General features: G+C 71.8%; 18 protein-coding genes. 14 read left to right on the top strand and 4 right to left on the bottom strand.

What is annotated here, in order from left to right; genetic code table 11:
* Window positions 1-29: 29 nt before the first annotated feature.
* Window positions 30-752, bottom strand: a complete 723-nt coding sequence (locus tag ACGFI7_RS39290) for a PIG-L deacetylase family protein (protein ID WP_393414044.1) — start codon at window positions 750-752, stop codon at window positions 30-32.
* A gap of 30 nt (window positions 753-782) precedes the next feature.
* Between ACGFI7_RS39290 and ACGFI7_RS39285 the strand changes: the two genes are divergently transcribed.
* The 3 genes from ACGFI7_RS39285 (at window position 783) to ACGFI7_RS39275 (ending at window position 3145) form a co-directional block, all read left to right on the top strand.
* Window positions 783-1832, top strand: coding sequence for an RNA polymerase subunit sigma-70 (locus ACGFI7_RS39285; protein WP_393414041.1), 1050 nt, complete (start codon window positions 783-785; stop codon window positions 1830-1832).
* Window positions 1833-1908: 76 nt separating this feature from the next.
* Window positions 1909-2328 (top strand): hypothetical protein, encoded by a 420-nt coding sequence (locus tag ACGFI7_RS39280; RefSeq protein ID WP_393414038.1) that lies wholly within the window; start codon window positions 1909-1911, stop codon window positions 2326-2328.
* A 19-nt stretch (window positions 2329-2347) separates the two neighbouring features.
* The gene (locus tag ACGFI7_RS39275) at window positions 2348-3145 is read left to right on the top strand and encodes an alpha/beta hydrolase (RefSeq protein ID WP_393414035.1); all 798 of its coding nucleotides are present in this window, start codon (window positions 2348-2350) and stop codon (window positions 3143-3145) included.
* 44 nt (window positions 3146-3189) lie between these two features.
* Here the strand turns inward: ACGFI7_RS39275 and ACGFI7_RS39270 are convergent, their stop codons facing one another.
* The gene (locus tag ACGFI7_RS39270; RefSeq protein ID WP_393414032.1) at window positions 3190-3708 is read right to left on the bottom strand and encodes an Asp23/Gls24 family envelope stress response protein; all 519 of its coding nucleotides are present in this window, start codon (window positions 3706-3708) and stop codon (window positions 3190-3192) included.
* Window positions 3709-3788: 80 nt separating this feature from the next.
* On the opposite strand from ACGFI7_RS39270, the gene ACGFI7_RS39265 reads away from it, so the two are divergent.
* Window positions 3789-4319: an HIT family protein gene (locus ACGFI7_RS39265; protein ID WP_393414029.1), complete on the top strand. Its 531-nt coding sequence runs from the start codon at window positions 3789-3791 to the stop codon at window positions 4317-4319.
* Window positions 4320-4442: 123 nt separating this feature from the next.
* Here ACGFI7_RS39265 and ACGFI7_RS39260 read toward each other — a convergent pair whose 3' ends face one another.
* On the bottom strand, window positions 4443-6014 hold the full coding sequence (locus tag ACGFI7_RS39260) for a family 10 glycosylhydrolase (protein ID WP_393414026.1): 1572 nt from the start codon (window positions 6012-6014) through the stop codon (window positions 4443-4445).
* Window positions 6015-6130: 116 nt separating this feature from the next.
* Complete coding sequence (locus ACGFI7_RS39255; RefSeq protein WP_393414023.1) at window positions 6131-8272, bottom strand: elongation factor G-like protein EF-G2; 2142 nt, start codon at window positions 8270-8272, stop codon at window positions 6131-6133.
* 166 nt (window positions 8273-8438) lie between these two features.
* Between ACGFI7_RS39255 and pgsA the strand changes: the two genes are divergently transcribed.
* From pgsA to ACGFI7_RS39205, 10 genes are all read left to right on the top strand, one after another.
* On the top strand, window positions 8439-9041 hold the full coding sequence (gene pgsA / locus ACGFI7_RS39250; RefSeq protein WP_393414020.1) for a phosphatidylinositol phosphate synthase: 603 nt from the start codon (window positions 8439-8441) through the stop codon (window positions 9039-9041).
* A complete protein-coding gene (locus tag ACGFI7_RS39245) occupies window positions 9038-9946 on the top strand; it encodes a phosphatidylinositol mannoside acyltransferase (protein ID WP_393414017.1) in 909 nt (302 codons plus the stop codon). The genes pgsA and ACGFI7_RS39245 overlap by 4 nt, the downstream gene beginning before the upstream one ends.
* The gene (locus ACGFI7_RS39240) at window positions 9943-11070 is read left to right on the top strand and encodes a glycosyltransferase family 4 protein (protein ID WP_393414014.1); all 1128 of its coding nucleotides are present in this window, start codon (window positions 9943-9945) and stop codon (window positions 11068-11070) included. The genes ACGFI7_RS39245 and ACGFI7_RS39240 overlap by 4 nt, the downstream gene beginning before the upstream one ends.
* An 8-nt stretch (window positions 11071-11078) precedes the next feature.
* Window positions 11079-11609 carry a hypothetical protein gene (locus ACGFI7_RS39235; protein ID WP_393414261.1) on the top strand — a complete coding sequence of 177 codons (531 nt, stop codon included), beginning with the start codon at window positions 11079-11081 and terminating at the stop codon, window positions 11607-11609.
* Between the two features lie 62 nt (window positions 11610-11671).
* Window positions 11672-12691, top strand: a complete 1020-nt coding sequence (locus ACGFI7_RS39230; protein ID WP_393414011.1) for a DUF3048 domain-containing protein — start codon at window positions 11672-11674, stop codon at window positions 12689-12691.
* A gap of 112 nt (window positions 12692-12803) precedes the next feature.
* Complete coding sequence (gene pdxS / locus ACGFI7_RS39225; protein ID WP_393414008.1) at window positions 12804-13736, top strand: pyridoxal 5'-phosphate synthase lyase subunit PdxS; 933 nt, start codon at window positions 12804-12806, stop codon at window positions 13734-13736.
* A 204-nt stretch (window positions 13737-13940) separates the two neighbouring features.
* On the top strand, window positions 13941-15608 hold the full coding sequence (locus tag ACGFI7_RS39220) for an alkaline phosphatase D family protein (RefSeq protein ID WP_393414005.1): 1668 nt from the start codon (window positions 13941-13943) through the stop codon (window positions 15606-15608).
* Window positions 15609-15673: 65 nt separating this feature from the next.
* Complete coding sequence (locus ACGFI7_RS39215; RefSeq protein WP_393414258.1) at window positions 15674-16555, top strand: endonuclease/exonuclease/phosphatase family protein; 882 nt, start codon at window positions 15674-15676, stop codon at window positions 16553-16555.
* A 62-nt stretch (window positions 16556-16617) separates the two neighbouring features.
* Window positions 16618-17196, top strand: a complete 579-nt coding sequence (gene pdxT / locus ACGFI7_RS39210; RefSeq protein ID WP_393414002.1) for a pyridoxal 5'-phosphate synthase glutaminase subunit PdxT — start codon at window positions 16618-16620, stop codon at window positions 17194-17196.
* A gap of 3 nt (window positions 17197-17199) precedes the next feature.
* Window positions 17200-17955 carry a YebC/PmpR family DNA-binding transcriptional regulator gene (locus tag ACGFI7_RS39205; RefSeq protein WP_393413999.1) on the top strand — a complete coding sequence of 252 codons (756 nt, stop codon included), beginning with the start codon at window positions 17200-17202 and terminating at the stop codon, window positions 17953-17955.
* Window positions 17956-17967: the final 12 nt, after the last annotated feature.

Genomic DNA, 17967 nt, shown 5'->3' with positions numbered 1-17967 from the left:
GGGCCGCCGTCCGACGGCGGCCCCGGCGCTCAGCCTTGGCCGAAGAGCCTGAAGGTGATCGCCGGCCGCCCGCCGAACCGGGGGGCCATCTCGCGGGCGAACCCCTCGATGAGCTCGCGGGCGTACTTCTCCGGGTCGTCGCCGGTGAGCGCTTCGATGTAGGCGCGGTGCTCCATCAGGGAGCGCACGCCCGGCTCCAGCCCGTCGGTCACGTCGACGGCGTGAGTGGGGGACTCGCTGCCGGCCACGGCCACCCAGCGCACGCCCTGCCACGGCTCGCCCGCGTCGGGGAAGATCCACCGGTTGCCCGCGTCGGCTGCGGCGTCCATCACGGCCCGGCCGACCGCCTTGTGGTCGGGGGTGTTCCAGAACGTGCCGCCCCAGGTCTCGTCGAAGTTGAGCGTGATCAGCAGCTCGGGGCGGTGACGGCGGATCGCGGCGGCGATGTCGCGGCGCAGCGCGGTGCCGTACTCGATCACCCCGTCGGCGTGGTCGAGGAACTCCACCGTGGTCACCCCCACGACGGCGGCGCTGGCCAGCTCCTCCCGCTCGCGCAGCGGCCCCGCCTCGGCGGGGGCGAGCGTGTCGATGCCCGCCTCGCCGCGGGTGGCCATCAGGTAGACGACCTCGCGGCCGGCCGCGGTCCAGGTCGCCACGGCCGCCGCGCAGCCGTACTCCAGGTCGTCGGGGTGGGCCACCACGGCGAGGGCCCGCTGCCAGTCGGTGGGCATGGGTTCGAGTTGATCGGCCATGGGTCTCACCCTAGACGCCGGACCCGTACGATGACCCTCGCGAAGCGCCCCGGGGAGGGGCACCGGGGGAGGGGCATCGGGGTGGGCGAGGACGAGATCGTCGAGGCGGTCCGGTCGGGTGACCGGGAGCGGTTCGCCGCGCTGGCCGAACGCCACCGCCACGAGCTGCACGTCCACTGCTACCGCATGCTCGGCTCGTACACCGACGCCGAGGACATGGTGCAGGAGACGCTGCTGCGCGCGTGGCGGCGGCGCGAGACGTTCGAGGGGCGGGCCACGGTGCGCGCCTGGCTCTACCGCATCGCCACCAACGCCTGCCTCGACCTGCTGTCCGGCCCCGCCCGCCGGGAGATCGCGGTGGCGGCGCAGGGCGAGCGCTCCGCGCAGGCGGAGGTGCCGTGGCTGCAGCCGATCCCCGACCGGGTGCTCGACCTGGCCGCGCCGGGCGAGGCAGAGCCGCACGCCGTGGCGGTGGCCCGCGAGACGATCGAGCTGGCCTATCTGGCCGCCATCCAGCACCTGCCGCCGCGCCAGCGGGCCGTGCTCATCCTGCGCGACGTGGCCGGGTGGCCGGCCGAGGAGACCGCCTCGGCGCTGGAGCTGAGCGTGCCGGCCGTCAAGAGCGCGCTGCAGCGCGCCCGGGCCACGCTCCGCCTTCACCTGCCTGAGCGCCGCGCCGACTGGGGCCCGGTCACGGAGCCGAGCGCGGCCGAACGGGAAGTGCTCCGCCGCTACCTGGAGGCCTCCCAGCGGGCCGACCTGACCGCGCTCGCCGCGCTGCTCCGCGAGGACGCCCGCCAGACCATGCCGCCCGCCACCCTCCTGTACGCCGGGCGCGCCGCCATCCTCGACATGTGGCGCCCGGTCGTGGAAGGCCCCGAGGCGTGGGGCGAGTGGCGCGCGATCGAGACGTCGGCGAACCGGCTGCCCGCCGTCGCCAACTACGTGCGCCGGGGCGGCGAGACCGCGTTCACCGCGGTCAACCTCGACGTGCTGCGGATCGAGGACGGCCTGATCGCCGAGATCACCACGTTCGGGCCGGAGGTGCTGGCCGCCTTCGGCCTGCCGGAGAAAATCTGATTCCCACCGATTCCTTTCCCGGGCCGCTCCCGTCATACGGGTGCAAGTGACGACGACCTGAGGAAAGGACCCTGACATGAACACCGGCGACAAGCAGCTCGAGGCTCTGGACCGGCTCGTGGGCACCTGGCGGGTGACCGGCGGCGGCGAGGGCACCGTCACCTACCGCTGGCTGGAAGGCGGCTTCTTCCTCGTCCAGGACATCGACCTCGTCCAGGACGGGCAGCGGGTGGCGGGCGTGGAGATGATCGGCCGCACGCGGCCCTTCGGCGGCGAGCCGAGCGCGGACATCATGTCCCGCTTCTACGGCAGCCACGGTGAGACCTTCGACTACGTGTACGAGGTCGAGGGCGACACGCTCACCATCTGGGGCGGGGAGAAGGGCTCGCCCGCCTACTACCGCGGCACGTTCGCCCCCGACGGCGACTCGGTCAGCGGCGCCTGGGTCTACCCGGGCGGAGGCGGCTACGACTCCCACATGACCCGGACCGCGTGATCTGTGGTGGACTGGCCCGGTGAACCTGCCCGGCGCGCGCCCCGCCCTCGTGGTCCTCGCGGTGCTGGCGGTCCTGCTCGGGCTCCTCTGGGCGTTCCAGCGACGGCTGATCTACCTGCCCGACGCCGCCCCGGTGCCGCCCGCGGCCGAGGTCGTGCCGGGTGCGCGCGAGGTGACGCTGACCACCGCTGACGGCCTGCGGCTCGGCGCCTGGTACGTGCCCGGCGACCACCCGGTGCGCGTGCTGGTGGCGGGCGGCAACGCCGGCAACCGGCTCCACCGGGCGCCGCTGGCCCGCGCGCTCGCCGCCCACGGGCTGCCGGTGCTGCTCATGGACTACCGGGGCTACGGCGGCAACCCCGGCAGCCCCAGCGAGGACGGGCTCCGGCTCGACGCGCGGGCGGCCCGCGACTTCCTCGGCGACGGTCCGGTGATCTACTTCGGGGAGAGCCTCGGCGCCGCCGTGGTGACCGGGCTCGCCGCCGAGCGACCGCCGGACGGGCTGGTGCTCCGCTCGCCGTTCACCGACCTCGCCGCCGCGGGCCAGGTCAACTACCCCTTCCTCCCCGTACGTGCGCTGCTCCGCGACCGCTTCCCGGTCGCGGAGCGGGTCGCGGCGGTCCGGGTCCCGACCGTCGTGGTGTACGGGAGCGCCGACACGATCATTCCGGCCGGCCAGAGCCGCGCGGTCGCGGCGGCCGCCGCCGGCCCCGTCACGGTCGTCGAGGTTCCCGGGGCGGGCCACAACGACCCGGTGTTCCTGTCCGGCCCCGAGCTGATCGGCGCCGTCACCGCACTCGCCGACCGGCTGCGCTGAGACGGGGCAGGGCAGGGCCCGGGGTGGTGAGAGGTCAGAACGGGTCAGAACGGCTCTTCGGCGGCCGGTTCGGGGGCGGGGCGGCCCTCACCGGGAAGGCGGACGTCATCGACCGTCACGTTCACCTCCATCACCCGCATGCCCAGCATCCGGCTCACGCTCCTGGCCACGTTGGACTTGACCTCCGCGGCCACCTCCATCACCACGTGCCCGTACTCGACCACGATCGTCAGGTCGACGGCCACCTGGCGGTCCTGGATGTGCGCCTCGACGCCCTGGGTGCCGCGCCGGGAGCCGATGCCGATGCGGTCGCGTACCGCCTCGAAGGCCCGCTCCAGGTCGCCGCCCATGTCGGCGACCCCCGCCACCTCCAGCGCGGCCAGCGCCGCCACCTTCTCCACGACCTCGTCCGCCACCTTGATCCGGCCCTTCACCACGGCGGAGTGGGACGAAGAGCCGTCCGGTCCCACGGCGAGCCCGATGCCGCTCGCGGCGCCGGGTCCGGCGGGGATCACGGGTGATTGCTCGGTCGGGGCGGTCTGCTCGGCTGTGGCGTCGGTCATGGCTGCCTCCTTCGCGTGTCTGGATTGTGCCGGATGAGCACCTCGTTTGTCCGGCCGACGGGGGCCCTATGCTGCTACGTATGCACGATCAGGCAGGAGCAGGGGAGCCCGACAACTTCGAGCGGCTGTGGACCCCGCACCGCATGGCCTACATCAAGGGCGAGAACAAACCGGTCGGCACTGACCCCGACGGGTGCCCGTTCGACGCCATACCCGCCATGAGCGACGAAGACGGTCTGGTCGTCGCCAGAGGCGAGGTGGTGTACGCGGTGCTGAACCTCTACCCCTACAACTCCGGCCACCTGATGGTCGTGCCCTACCGGCACGTCTCCGGCTACGACGAGCTGACCGCCGCCGAGATCGTCGAGCTGGGGGAGTTCACCCAGCGGGCGCTGCGCGCGCTGCGCGAGGTCAGCGGCGCCCAGGGCTTCAACGTCGGCATGAACCTCGGCCTCGTCGCCGGCGCCGGCATCGCCGCCCACCTCCACCAGCACGTGGTGCCCCGGTGGGGCGGCGACACCAACTTCATGCCCGTGGTGGCTCGCACCAAGGTGCTCCCTCAGATGCTCCGCGACACCCGCCGCCTCCTCGCCGACGCCTGGCGCCCCTGACCCCCGGGATCCCGCACGAGGCAGGTCGCCGCTCCTCGGCGTACAACCGCGGGACCGGCCCCCGGGGCCCGCCCGCGGGCGGCCGTTCCGGTGTCCACCTGGGAAAACGGGGCGGCGCTTGGGTCAGACGGCTTCGACCTTGACCCGGGCCGGGCCGCTTTCGTTGTGGAGGCGGTCGAGGGCGGTCACCAGGTAGGTGCCGGCCGTCTTCGCGGTGAAGGACGGGCCGGAGACCACGGCGACGAGGTTGCGGGCGTCGCTCGTGTGGCAGTCGTCGCCCGACTTGGGCACCCGGTAGACCGCGTACGCGCGCGCCCCCCGCACGGGCTGCCACGACACCGCCGTGCCGGCCGCCTTGACGCCCGACGGCTTGGCCGGGGCGTCGCCGCCGCGCGACTTCATCAGCGGCAGCAGCGCCGGGCGGGCGTAGTGGGCCTTGGCCACCCGGTCGATGGCCCCCAGCGGGTTGGTGAGCAGCTGCTTGGCGCTGAAGTACACGTCGCCGCGGATCGCGTCGTGCTTGCGGTTGAGCGTGAGGTGGGCGGGCAGCTCGCCCGGTTTCGTCCAGGCGGCCTCGTCTCTCGCGCCGACCCGGTAGAGGGCCTGGCCGATGTAGAGGTGGACGTCGCTGTCCTTGACCGCGTCGGCCCACCACGGCGCGAGCTTGCCGTAGGCGGCCAGCTTGTGCGAGCGCGACCAGTAGAGCTGCGGCATCACGTAGTCGACCGTGCCGTCCTTGATCCACGCCTTGGCGTCGGCGTAGATCGAGTCGTACGCGGACATGCCGGAGGTGTCGGAACCGGACGGGTCCTGCGCCTTGTTGCGCCAGATGCCGAACGGGCTGATGCCGAACTTGACGTGCCCCTTGGCGGCGTGGACGGCCTCGTCGACCTCGGCCACGAGCTTGTCGACGTTCTGCCGCCGCCAGTCGGCCAGCTTCATGCCCTTGCCGTGCTTCTTGAAGGCGGCGCGGTCGTCGAACGTGCCGCCGGGCCCGGGGTAGGGGTAGAAGTAGTCGTCGAAGTGGACGCCGTCGACGTCGTAGCGCTGGACCACGTCGGTGACCACCTTGACCACGTGCGCGCGCACCTGCGGCAGGCCCGGGTTGTAGTAGAGGCGGTCGCCGTACTTCACGGTCCAGCCGGGGTTGCGGCGGGCCGGGTGGCCGGCGGGCAGCTTGGCGACGTTCGCGTCGTAGGCGGCGCGGTACGGGTTGAACCAGGCGTGGAACTCCAGCCCCCGCTTGTGCGCCTCCTCGACGAGGAACGGCAGCGGGTCCCAGCCGGGGTCCTGCCCCGGGGTGCCGGTGAGGAACTGCGACCACGGCTCGATCGACGACTTGTAGAGGGCGTCGGACGCCGGCCTGACCTGGACGAAGACCGCGTTGAAGTTGCGCTTGGCCGCGGCGTCGAGCAGCTTGGCGTACTCGGCGCGCTGCCGGTCGGCCGACAGCCCCGTGCGCGAGGGCCAGTCGATGTTGTTGACCGTGGCGATCCACACCCCGCGCAGCTGCCGCTTCGGGTGACGGGGGTCGGGGGTGCACTCCGCGGTCACCGCCGCGCTCTCGGTCGTCTTCTTCTTGGCCGGTTCCGCCTTGCGCCGGCCGGCCTCGGCGCCCGGCCCGAAGGTGTAGGCGGCGGCGACGGCTGCGGCGGCGATGACGGTCGTGGCGAGGAGGGGGCGTCCGGTTCGCATAGTGCCAACCAGTCTGGCATCGGCGCCGGCATGCTTCGCACCGAAAAAAGAAATCGACTCGTGACATCACTGTGACCGGTGGGCCGGGAGGGACGGTCCCTCCCGGCGCCCGGACATCAGCCCGACTCGGCGGCCACCTTGTCGGCCAGGTGCGGCGGCAGCGGCTCGTAGCGCAGGAACGAGCGCTGGAAGGAGCCGGTGCCGTGGGACATGGACCGCAGGTCGATCGCGTACCGGGTGACCTCCAGCTGCGGCACCTCCGCCTTGACCAGCGTGCGGCCCCGGCCCACCGGCTCGGTGCCGAGCACCCGCCCGCGCCGCGACGACAGGTCGGACATCACCGCGCCCACGTGCTCGTCGGCGACCAGCACCGACAGCTCGTCGACCGGTTCGAGCAGCAGCGTCGGCACCTTCGACGCGGCCTCCTTCAGCGCCAGCTGGCCGGCGATCTGGAACGCCATGTCGGAGGAGTCGACCGAGTGGGCCTTGCCGTCGTACAGCGTGACCCGCACGTCCACCACCGGGTAGCCGGCGCGGACCCCGCGCTCCATCTGCGCCCGCACGCCCTTCTCGACCGAAGGGATGAACTGGCGCGGCACCACGCCGCCGACGATCTTGTCGACGAACTCGAACCCGCCGCCCGACGGCAGCGGCTCCACCTCCAGATGGCAGATGGCGTACTGGCCGTGGCCGCCGGTCTGCTTGACGTTGCGGCCCATCGCCTGCGTGCGCCCGCCGAACGTCTCGCGCAGCGGCACCCGCAGGTCGACCCGCTCCACCTCGACGCCGTGCCGCTTGCCCAGCCGGTCGAGCAGCACGTCGGTGTGCGCCTCGCCCATGCACCACAGCACCAGCTGGCGGGTCTCGGCGTTGTTCTCCAGGCGCAGCGTCGGGTCCTCGGCCACCAGGCGGCCCAGGGCCTGCCCGAGCTTGTCCTCGTCGGCCTTGGACTTGGCGCGGATGGCCACCGGCAGCAGCGGCTCCGGCATGGTCCAGGACGTCATCAGCAGCGGCCGCTCGACGTCAGAGAGCGTGTCGCCGGTCTCGGCCCGTGACAGCTTGGCCACCGCCACGATGTCGCCCGCGACGCCCTTGGGGATCTGGCGCTGCTGCTTGCCGAGCGGGCAGCTCAGGGCGCCGATGCGCTCGTCGACGTCGTGGTCCTCGTGACCGCGCTCGGCCAGGCCGTGACCGGAGACGTGCACGGTCATGTCGGGCCGCAGGGTGCCGGAGAAGACGCGCACCAGGCTGATGCGGCCCACGTACGGGTCGCTGGTGGTCTTGACGACCTCGGCGACGAGGGGGCCGTCGGGGTCGCAGGCGATGCCGGTCACGGGCTTGCCGTCGAGCGTGGTGATCTCCGGCATCGGGTGCTCGTGGGGTGCGGGGAAGCCTTGGGTGACGAGCTCCAGCAGCTCGATCGCGCCGACGCCGAGCCCGGTGCAGAGCACCGGGTGGAAGTCGCCCTCGCAGACCGCCTTCTCCAGGTCCTGGATGAGCACCTTGATGTCGATGGGCTCGCCCTCGAGGTAGCGCTCCATGAGCGACTCGTCCTCGCTCTCCTGGATGATGCCCTCGATCAGCACGCCGCGGTGCTCCTCGATGCGCGCCTCGTACTCGGCGCCCGGCTCCTTCTCCGTACGGGTGCCGCCCGCGTAGTTGTAGAACTTCTGCGTCAGCAGCCCGATCAGGCCGTTCACGTTCCCGTTCGTGATGACCGGCAGGTAGAGGGGGGCCACGCCGTCGCCGAAGACGTCCTGGCAGGTGGCGAGCACCTCGTCGAAGTTCGCCCGCTGGTGGTCGAGCTTGGTGATGACCACCGCCCTCGGCATGCGGACCTGGGCGCACTCCTCCCACAGCATCTGGGTGAGCCCGTCGATCCCGTCGGTGGCCGAGACCACGAACAGCGCCGCGTCGGCGGCGCGCAACCCGGCGCGCAGGTCGCCCACGAAGTCGGCGTAGCCGGGGGTGTCGAGAAGATTGATCTTGATGCCGTTGAAGACCAGGGGCGCCGGTGACAGGTTGACCGACCGCTGCTGGCGTACCTCGACCTCGTCGAAGTCGCTGACCGTGTTGCCGTCTTCGACCCGGCCGGCCCGCTGGATCGTGCCGGTGGCCGCCAGCAGCTGTTCGACCAGGGTCGTCTTGCCCGCTCCCGAATGGCCGACCAGGACGACATTGCGTATCGCATCCGCCTTGTCGGCCGCTGGTGCCCTGCCCGCGGCTCCCATGGCCCCGCCCGCGTTCTTGTCCGCCACATCGCCTCCCGCGTCGTCGGTGTGCGTGCCAACGCCGCGCCCGCGCGGGGAGTGAGAAAACCGCATGGACGCGGTGTGTTCACCAAATACCCATGTGGCGGATATCACAAGGGGGCCGGGGCAAAGAAAGTCACCGGCGCCGCGATGGCCTACGATCGACAGCGCGATGCTGAAACTCCTGCGCCCGGCCATGACCCGGATACTCACCCCGCTGGGCAGGGCCCTGGTCCGCCGCGGGATCGGCCCGGACGCCGTCACGGCGATCGGCACTCTCGGCACGGTGGTCTCCGCCCTGCTCTTCTTCCCCAGGGGCCTGCTCACGGTCGGCGCCCTGGTGATCACCGTGTTCGTGCTGTTCGACCTGCTCGACGGCGTGGTGGCGCGGCTCGGCGGGGGAGGGGGCAGCACGTGGGGGGCGTTCCTCGACTCCACGCTCGACCGGGTCGCCGACGCGGCGATCTTCTCCGGGCTGATCCTCTACTTCATCGCCCAGGGTGACGCCCTGCTGGCAGGGGTGACGCTGTTCGCCCTGGTGGCGGGCATGCTGGTGTCCTACGCGAAGGCGCGGGCCGAGGGGCTCGGGCTCACCTGCGACGTGGGGCTGGCCGAACGGCCGGAACGGCTGGTGGTCGTCCTGGTCGCCGCCTGCTTCTCCGGTCTCGGCGTGCCCTATCTCCTGGCGGCCGGCATGTGGTTGCTCGCGGCGGCCGGCGCCGTCACCGTTGTACAGCGTGTGGTCCATGTCTATCGGCAGACGAGGGAGCGATGAGCGGCAAGCCGTCAGTCACCGATCGCGTCGTCGCCGCGGGGTTCGCGGCGGGGTGGACGCTGGTCCCCTACCTTCCCGAACGGCCGACGGCCGCGGTGTTCGGCTTCCTGGCCGACCGGGTGTGGCGGCGGCGCGGCCCGTCGGTGCGCCGCCTGGAGTCCAACCTCGCCAGGGTGACCGGGCTGCCGCCCGGCAGCGGCGAACTGGGCGAGCTCACCAGGGCCGGCATGCGCTCCTACTTCCGCTACTTCCACGAGATCTTCCGGCTGCCGTCCATCGACCGCGCGGAGATCGTCCGGCGCACCCACGTGATCGGCGCCGAGCACATCCACGGCAACGTCGCCGCGGGCCGGGGCGTGGTGCTGGCGCTGCCCCACATGGGCAACTGGGACGCCGCCGGGGCCTGGCTGGTCGGCGTCGGCCACCCGTTCACCACCGTGGCCGAGCGGCTGCGTCCCGAGTCGCTCTTCCGCCGCTACGTGCGCTTCCGCGAAGGGCTCGGCATGGAGGTGCTGCCGCTGACCGGCGGCGACGGCCACAACTTCGGCACGCTCGCCACCCGCGTGCGCAAGGGCGGCGTGGTGTGCCTGCCGGCCGAGCGCGACCTCACCAAGAACGGGATCGAGGTGCGGTTCTTCGGCGCGACCACCAAGGTGCCCGCCGGTCCGCCGCTGCTGGCCGTCCAGACCGGCGCCGCGCTGCTGCCCGCCGTCGTCTACTTCGACGGCGCCGACTGGGGCATCCACATCCACGAGGAGATCCCGGTGCCCGAGGAGGGCTCCCGTCAGGAGAAGGTGGCGATCGTGGCGCAGCGCCTGGCCGACGTGTTCGAGAAGGGCATCGCCGAGCACCCCGAAGACTGGCACATGCTGCAGCGCCTGTGGCTGGAAGACCCCCGGCGATGAGGATCGGCATCGTCTGCCCCTACGCGTGGGACGTGCCCGGCGGGGTCAAGCAGCACGTCGACGACCTGGCCCAGGCGCTCATCGGGCAGGGCCACGAGGTCTCCGTCATCGCGCCGGCCGGCGACGACGACGAGCTTCCCCCGTACGTGACAGGCGCCGGCCGGGCGGTGCCGGTGCCCTACAACGGGTCGGTGGCCCGGATGTCGTTCGGCTTCCTGTCGGCCGCCCGGGTGCGCCGCTGGGTGCGCAACGGCCGCTTCGACGTGCTCCACATCCACGAGCCGCTGATTCCCAGCCTGGGCGTGCTGGCCTGCTGGGCGGCCAGGGGCCCGATCGTGGCCACCTTCCACGCCTCCTTCACCCGCTCCCGGGCGATCGCGATGGCCGAGCCGCTGCTGCAGAGCGCGCTGGAGAAGCTCAGCGGCCGCATCGCCGTCTCCGACGCCGCCCGCAAGAGCCTGGTCGAGCAGTTCGGCGGCGACACCGTGCTCATCCCCAACGGGGTGACCGTCAGCCGCTACACCGACGCCGAGCCGCTCGACGGCTGGGGCCCCGACGGCGCCACGATCGGCTTCCTGGGCCGGATGGACGAGGAGCGCAAGGGCCTGCCGATCCTGCTCGACGCCTTCGACCTGCTGGCGGCCGAGCGGCCGGACGTCAAGCTGCTGATCGCCGGCCCGGGTGACGCCGGTGACGTCTACGACCGGGTGCGCAAGGAGTTCCGCGACCGGGTGACCGTGCTCGGCATGGTGAGCGAGGCCGACAAGATCCGCGCCTACCACTCGGTCGACGTGTTCTGCGCCCCCAACACCCGCGGCGAGAGCTTCGGCATCGTCCTCGCCGAGGCCATGGCCTCCGGGGCGACGGTGCTGGCCAGCGACATCCCGGCCTTCCGCAAGGTGCTCGGCGAGGGGCAGGCGGGCGCGTTGTTCGCCAACGGCGACCCGGCCTCGCTGGCGCGCGAGGCGGGCGCGCTGCTCGACGCGCCGGAGCGGCGGGCCAAGCTCGCCGAGGAGGCCCGGGTGGCGGTCATGAAGTACGACTGGTCGACGGTGGCGCGTGACGTGGTGCGCGTCTACGAGACGGTGACGGCCGCCGGCGCGGGCGTGGAGGAAGATCTGTGACATCCACGATGATCGTGCTGATCGTGGGCATCGTCGTGGTGCTCATGGCCGTCTACGTCTCCTGGCGGGCGGGCCGGCTGGACCGGCTGCACATCCGGCTGGAGCTGGCCCGCGAGGCGCTGGAGGCGGCGCTGGTGCGGCGGCGGGCCGTGGTGCTGGAGCTGGCCGGCTCGCGGCTGCTCGACCCGGCCACCTCGCTGGTGCTGGCCGCCGCCGCGCACGAGGCCAGGATGGCCGGGCCCGAGGAGCGCGAGCACGCCGAGAGCGACCTGTCGGGCGCCCTGCGCGCGGTGGTGGACCAGGAGCGGTTCAGGGAGAAGCTGGCCGAGTCGCCCGGCGGCCAGGACCTGCTGGAGGAGCTGGACGCCGCGGTGGCCAAGGTGGTCTACTCGCGCCGCTTCTACAACAACGCGGTCGGCGTCACCCGGGTGGCGCAGCGCCGGTGGCTGGCCCGTACGCTCCGCCTGGCGGGCCATACGGAGTATCCGGAATTCTTCGAGATCGATGACAATCCACCGGCGGCCATGGCAACTGAATGACCCGTTTTAGGGGAGACCGGTAAGCTTCCATCCGTTCTGGGCAAAAGCGGAGGAGTGTACAGGTGCGGCTAACCCGGATGATCACCGTCACGCTGGCCGGGATGGCTGTTCTGCTACCCGTCACGGCCTGCTCGTCGGACGAGCCCGCGGCCGGCACCGCCCCGCAGTCCACCGACTCGGCCGCCGCGCCCACCGAGGAGCCGACGCCGGAGAACCTGCACCCCTTCACCGGTAAGCCCGCCAACCGGCTCCGGCCGGTCCTCGCGGTCAAGATCGAGAACACCGCGGCGGGCAAGCCGCAGCTGGGTCTCAAGAGCGCCGACATCGTGTACGTGACCCAGGTCGAGGCGGGCCTGACCCGGCTCATCGCGGTCTTCTCCTCGAAGATCCCGGCCAAGATCGGGCCGGTCCGCAGCGCCCGCATCAGCGACCTGCACCTGGCGCCCATGTTCGGCAAGCCGGCGTTCGCCTACTCGGGCGCGCAGACCAAGATGCTGCCGTTCATCGCCGAGGCGTCGCTCTTCGACGTCTCCGACAGCCGGGTGCCCGGCGCCTACTACCGCGAGCCCGGCCGCTACGCTCCCTACAACCTGTTCGCCAACACCAGGAAGCTGCTGTCGGGCGCGCCCAAGGCGAGCAAGGCCTCCGACATCGGCTTCACCTTCGGCGACCCGCCCGCCGAAGGCGGCGTCGACCGTACGTCGTACACCGTCAAGTGGCCCGCCGCCCGCTTCACCTTCCGCTGGTCGGAGGCGAAGAAGCAGTGGCTGATCTGGCAGGACGGCAAGAAGGACATGGCGGCGGAGGGCGGCCAGCTCGGCGCCTCCACGGTCGTCGTCCAGTACACCAAGACCGAACGCTCCCAGTTCCATGACAAGAACCAGAGCTACACCCCGCTGGTGCGCACCGTCGGCAAGGGCTCGGCCATCGTGCTGCGCGACGGCAAGGCGTACAAGGCCAGGTGGGAGCGGGAATCCGAAGAGGGTGGCACGACGTTCACCACACAGAGCGGCGAGCCGTTGAACTTCGCGCCCGGTCAGGTGTGGGTGGCGCTCGCCAGCCGCAAGCCCGTGACGCCTTGACGTACAAAACTCCGCGCCATTCCTGACATGGTGGCATGCGGGGGACAAGTACCTCAGGACCTACGATGGGTGTGAAAACTTACCGTTCCCTCCTAGCTCGTGAGGAAGACCGTTGTCCACCAGCACGCCCGAAACCCCGTCGACCCCCGGCACCGTCACCGGCACCGTCACCGGCACCGCCCGCGTCAAGCGCGGTATGGCGGAGATGCTCAAGGGTGGCGTCATCATGGACGTCGTCACCCCCGAGCAGGCGAAGATAGCCGAGGACGCAGGCGCGGTCGCCGTCATGGCCCTGGAGCGCGTGCCCGCCGACATCCGCGCGCAGGGCGGCGTCTCCAGGATGAGCGACCCTGACATGATCGACGGCATCGTCAGCGCCGTCTCGATCCCGGTGATGGCCAAGGCCCGCATCGGCCACTTCGTCGAGGCCCAGCTGCTGCAGTCGCTCGGCGTCGACTACATCGACGAGTCCGAGGTGCTCACCCCGGCCGACTACGCCAACCACATCGACAAGTGGCAGTTCACCGTGCCGTTCGTGTGCGGCGCCACCAACCTGGGCGAGGCCCTGCGCCGCATCACCGAGGGCGCGGCGATGATCCGCTCCAAGGGTGAGGCCGGCACCGGCGACGTCTCCAACGCCGTCACCCACATGCGCACCATTCGGGGCGAGCTCAAGCGCCTGTCCTCGCTGCCCGAGGACGAGCTGTACGTGGCCGCCAAGGAGCTGCAGGCCCCGTACGAGCTGGTCGCCGAGGTGGCCCGCAGCGGCAAGCTGCCGGTGGTGCTGTTCACCGCGGGCGGCATCGCCACCCCGGCCGACGCCGCGATGATGATGCAGCTCGGCGCCGAGGGCGTGTTCGTCGGCTCGGGCATCTTCAAGTCGGGCGACCCGGCCAAGCGCGCCGCCGCCATCGTCAAGGCCACCACGTTCCACGACGACCCCGACGTCATCGCCAAGGTCTCGCGCGGTCTGGGCGAGGCCATGGTCGGCATCAACGTCGACGAGATCCCGCAGCCGCACCGCCTGGCCGAACGCGGCTGGTGATCGGCGCGTCGCGCTCCGCTTCCGGGCCGCCGGATGAGACGATCTCGTCCGGCGGGGCGCCCGGGGCGGGGTAAGGATTTTTCGAGAAACGGCGACATCCGCGAAGGATGTCGCCCTTTCGCGTTTACTGGCGTTCATTTCCGAGTCACGCTCACGAGTCAGCACGCGTGCGTCCCCTGACCGTGATCCACTCAGGAGCGTCACATGCCCGAGCTCAACCGTCGGCACTTCCTCGTCACCGGTCTGGCGGCGGGCGCGGCCGTAACCTTCCCCGCCGCCGCCCACGCCGGCCCCGATCCCGGACGCGACCGCGCGGCCCGAGGCCTGCGCACCGATCCCTTCACCCTCGGTGTGGCGTGCGGCGACCCCGACGCCGACGGCTTCGTGCTGTGGACCAGGCTCGCCCAGGAGCCGCTGGCCGAGGACGGCCTGGGGGGCATGCCGCCACGCCCGTTCGAAGTGCGCTGGCAGGTGTACGCCGACGAGCGCGGCCGGCGCCCGGTCCGCTCGGGCGTCGCCGTCGCCGCGCCGGAGTGGGGTCACAGCGTGCACGTCGAGCTCAACGGCCTCCGCCCAGGCCGCGACTACTGGTACCGCTTCCGGCTCGGCCCGTACCTCTCGCCGGTCGGCCGCGCCCGCACCGCGCCGCGCCGCGACTCGTTCGGCGGGCCGCTGGCGATGGCCTTCGTCTCCTGCAGCCAGTACGAGCACGGCTACTTCACCGCCTACCGCAGGCTCGCCGAGGAGCAGCCCGACCTCGTCCTGCACCTCGGCGACTACCAGTACGAGTACGCCCCCGACAGCTACATGGCCCTCGGCGGCAACGTCCGCGACCACGAGGGCCCCGAGACCGAGACCCTGGCCGGCTACCGGCAGCGGCACGCCCAGTACAAGGCCGACCCCGACCTGCAGGCGGCGCACGCCGCGGCCCCCTGGCTGGTCGTCTGGGACGACCACGAGGTGGACAACAACTGGGCCGGCGAGGTGCCCGAGCGGCCCGACCGGCCCCAGCCGGACTTCCTGACCAGGCGCGAGGCGGCCTTCCGCGCCTACTACGAGAACATGCCGCTGCGCCGCGGCTCCGTCCCGCGCGGCATCGGCATGCAGCTCTTCCGCCGGGTGCGGTGGGGCCGGATGGCCACCTTCCACCTGCTCGACACCCGCCAGTACCGCGACGACCAGAGCTGCGGAGACGGCTACCGGGACTGCCCCGAGGCGGTCGACCCGGCCAGGTCCATCACCGGGGCCAGACAGGAGGAATGGCTGCTCGACGGCTTCCACCGGTCGCGCGCCCGCTGGGACGTCCTCGGCCAGCAGGTGTTCTTCGCCCAGCGCGACAGAGACGAGGGCCCCGCCAAGATCATCAGCCAGGACGCCTGGGACGGCTACGCCGCCTCCAGGCAGCGCATCACGCAGGGCTGGATCGACGCCGGGGTGCGCAACCCGGTGGTGCTCACCGGCGACGTGCACGCCCACTGGGCCTCGGACCTCAAACTCGACTACGACGACCCGACCGGGCCGACGGTCGGCTCGGAACTGGTGACCACCTCCATCACCAGCGGCGGCGACGGGGCCGACTCCGACCCGGCCACGCACCCGTTCCTGTGGAACAACCCGCACCTGCGGTTCTACAACAACCAGCGCGGCTACGTCCTCACCCGCGTCGAACGCGACCGGCTCACCGCCGACTTCAAGGTCGTGCCGACCGTGCGCGAACCCGGCGCGCGGGCGCACACCAGGGCCACCTTCGTGATCGAGGACCGGGTGCCCGGCGTGCAGCGGACCTACCTGCGCCCGCTCGACCCCACGGCCCGCGTCAGCGGCCGGACGACGATCGAGGACACCGTCCGCTGGGAGACCGAGCGCCCGTGACGGGGACCGCCGGCCCGGAGAACCCGCCGTACGAGGATGTCCGGATCTGATTGGATGCGTCCGTGATGGCACGGGTGATCCTCGTCATGGCGCTGACCGTCGCGGCCGTCGTCCCGGCCGGCGCCGGGCACGCCCGCACCCGCCTGTCGGTGCTCACCTGGAACGTCTGCGCGGGCACCAACTCCCTGTGCGCCCTCTACCGGGCCGGAGCGCTGGAGCTGGCCTGGAACATCAGCGGCCACGCGATCGGCGGCCCCGTCCGGCCCGACGTGATTTTCCTGCAGGAGTTCTGCTCCGGCGCCACCGCCACCCTGGAACGCACCCTGGAGATCCGCACCGGCCGCCCCTGGACCGTCGGCTCCTGGAGCCTTCAGGACGCCGGCGGCGCACCGTACCTGTGCCACCCCGACCGCCTCGGCCGGCCGCGCGGCGCGCAGAGCATCGCCGTCGCGGTCGCCGACCACCGGGCCGTCTTCCGGACCCACCCGCTGCCGTTCCCGCCCTGGTACGTCCGCCGCGCCGTCCTCTGCGCGACCATCGGCGCCATCCGCGTGCACGCCTGCAACACCCACCTGTCGTCGGGCGCCGCCTACGACGACCGGCAGCCGGGCGCCCCCTACCGCACCCGGCAGATCAGGCGGCTGCTGGACGTGGCGGCCCGGCCCGGCCACCGGGCCGTCTTCGGCGGCGACCTGAACGTCGCCCCGCCCGACGGCCGCGTCGGCGGCGCCGCGGGCCGGCGGGCGGCGGCCGCCGCCTACCGCGACCACCGGGAGTGCGACCAGCGCGGCGCCTCCAGGGCCGGCCGGTGGACGCACGACGGCAGCACGGGCCGCAAGAAGCTCGACTACGTGTTCGCGCCGCCCGGCAGCGTCCGGCGCTGCCACGTCGACCATCCCGTCACGCTCTCCGACCACCGGCCGCTCTACGCGGAGCTGGCCCTGTAGGAAGATGTCACGTACGCGAGGTGTTGAACAGATGACACCCGGAAGCTGACGGAAGGACGACCGTGCCCGAAATCGGGGTGCTCGCTCTGCAAGGCGACGTGCGTGAGCATGTGCGCATGCTCCAGGAGGCGGGCGCCACGGCCCGCCCGGTACGCCGGCCGGCCGAGCTCGACGCCGTCGACGCGCTGGTCGTCCCCGGCGGCGAGTCGACCACCATCTGGAAGCTCGCCGACACCTTCGAGCTGCTCGAACCGCTGCGGCTGCGGATCAAGGAAGGCATGCCCGCCTACGGCTCGTGCGCAGGCATGATCATGCTGGCCGACCGCATCGAGGACGGCATCGCCGGCCAGCAGACGATCGGCGGCATCGACATGGTGGTCAGGCGCAACGCCTTCGGCCGTCAGGTGGACTCCTTCGAGGCCGATCTCGACTTCGCCGGCGCTCCCGTGCACGCCGTCTTCATCCGCGCTCCCTGGGTCGAATCGGTCGGGCCGGGAGTCGACGTGCTGGGAAGGGCCGAGCCTGGAGATAGGATCGTCGCGGTTCGACAGGGGCCGCTGCTCGCGACGTCCTTCCATCCCGAGCTGACGGGAGACGCGCGCGTGCACCGATACTTCGTAGACATGGTGAGGGAGCTCTAGGCGATGTCCGGCCACTCCAAATGGGCGACGACGAAGCACAAGAAGGCCGCACTCGACGCCAAGCGCGGCAAGCTGTTCGCGAAGCTCATCAAGAACATCGAGGTGGCGGCCAGGACGGGCGGGCCTGACCCGGATGCCAACCCCACCCTGTTCGACGCGATCTTCAAGGCGAAGAAGAACTCGGTCCCCAACGACAACATCGAGCGGGCCCGCAAGCGCGGCGGCGGCCTGGAGGCCGGCGGCGCCGACTGGCAGACCATCATGTACGAGGGCTACGCCCCCGGCGGCGTCGCGGTGCTCATCGAGTGCCTCACCGACAACCGCAACCGCGCCGCCTCCGAGGTCCGGGTCGCGCTCACCCGCAACGGCGGCTCGCTGGCCGACCCCAACTCGGTGTCCTACATGTTCAACCGCAAGGGCGTCGTGATCGTGCCGCGCACCGACGGCCTCGACGAGGACACCGTGCTCATGGCCGTCCTGGAGGCGGGCGCCGAGGAGGTCAACGACCTGGGCGACTCGTTCGAGGTGGTGTGCGAGGCGGGCGACCTGGTGCCGGTGCGCCAGGCCCTGCAGTCCGCCGGCATCGACTACGACTCGGCCGAGTCCAGCTTCCTGCCGACGATCAGCGTGCCCCTCGACGAGGAGGCCGCCAAGAAGGTGTTCCGGCTCATCGACGCCCTCGAAGACAGCGACGACGTGCAGAACGTCTACGCCAACTTCGACGTCTCCGACGAGATCATGGAGAAGCTCGACGCCTGACCCCGGGCGCTG

This window comes from Nonomuraea sp. NPDC048826, from assembly GCF_043198225.1.
Taxonomy (GTDB): Bacteria; Actinomycetota; Actinomycetes; order Streptosporangiales; family Streptosporangiaceae; genus Nonomuraea.
This window is presented reverse-complemented; position numbering and strand designations above follow the sequence as displayed.

What these genes read in the sequence shown, in the direction of transcription:
- ACGFI7_RS39240 (WP_393414014.1), top strand. Translation starts at nt 9,943, where the DNA reads ATGAGGATCGGCATCGTCTGCCCCTACGCGTGGGACGTGCCCGGCGGG.
- ACGFI7_RS39265 (WP_393414029.1), top strand. Translation starts at nt 3,789, where the DNA reads ATGCACGATCAGGCAGGAGCAGGGGAGCCCGACAACTTCGAGCGGCTG.
- ACGFI7_RS39260 (WP_393414026.1), bottom strand. Translation starts at nt 6,014, where the DNA reads ATGCGAACCGGACGCCCCCTCCTCGCCACGACCGTCATCGCCGCCGCA.
- ACGFI7_RS39285 (WP_393414041.1), top strand. Translation starts at nt 783, where the DNA reads ATGACCCTCGCGAAGCGCCCCGGGGAGGGGCACCGGGGGAGGGGCATC.
- ACGFI7_RS39245 (WP_393414017.1), top strand. Translation starts at nt 9,038, where the DNA reads ATGAGCGGCAAGCCGTCAGTCACCGATCGCGTCGTCGCCGCGGGGTTC.
- ACGFI7_RS39205 (WP_393413999.1), top strand. Translation starts at nt 17,200, where the DNA reads ATGTCCGGCCACTCCAAATGGGCGACGACGAAGCACAAGAAGGCCGCA.
- ACGFI7_RS39270 (WP_393414032.1), bottom strand. Translation starts at nt 3,708, where the DNA reads ATGACCGACGCCACAGCCGAGCAGACCGCCCCGACCGAGCAATCACCC.
- ACGFI7_RS39215 (WP_393414258.1), top strand. Translation starts at nt 15,674, where the DNA reads ATGGCACGGGTGATCCTCGTCATGGCGCTGACCGTCGCGGCCGTCGTC.
- pgsA (WP_393414020.1), top strand. Translation starts at nt 8,439, where the DNA reads ATGCTGAAACTCCTGCGCCCGGCCATGACCCGGATACTCACCCCGCTG.
- ACGFI7_RS39290 (WP_393414044.1), bottom strand. Translation starts at nt 752, where the DNA reads ATGGCCGATCAACTCGAACCCATGCCCACCGACTGGCAGCGGGCCCTC.
- ACGFI7_RS39235 (WP_393414261.1), top strand. Translation starts at nt 11,079, where the DNA reads ATGATCGTGCTGATCGTGGGCATCGTCGTGGTGCTCATGGCCGTCTAC.
- ACGFI7_RS39280 (WP_393414038.1), top strand. Translation starts at nt 1,909, where the DNA reads ATGAACACCGGCGACAAGCAGCTCGAGGCTCTGGACCGGCTCGTGGGC.
- ACGFI7_RS39220 (WP_393414005.1), top strand. Translation starts at nt 13,941, where the DNA reads ATGCCCGAGCTCAACCGTCGGCACTTCCTCGTCACCGGTCTGGCGGCG.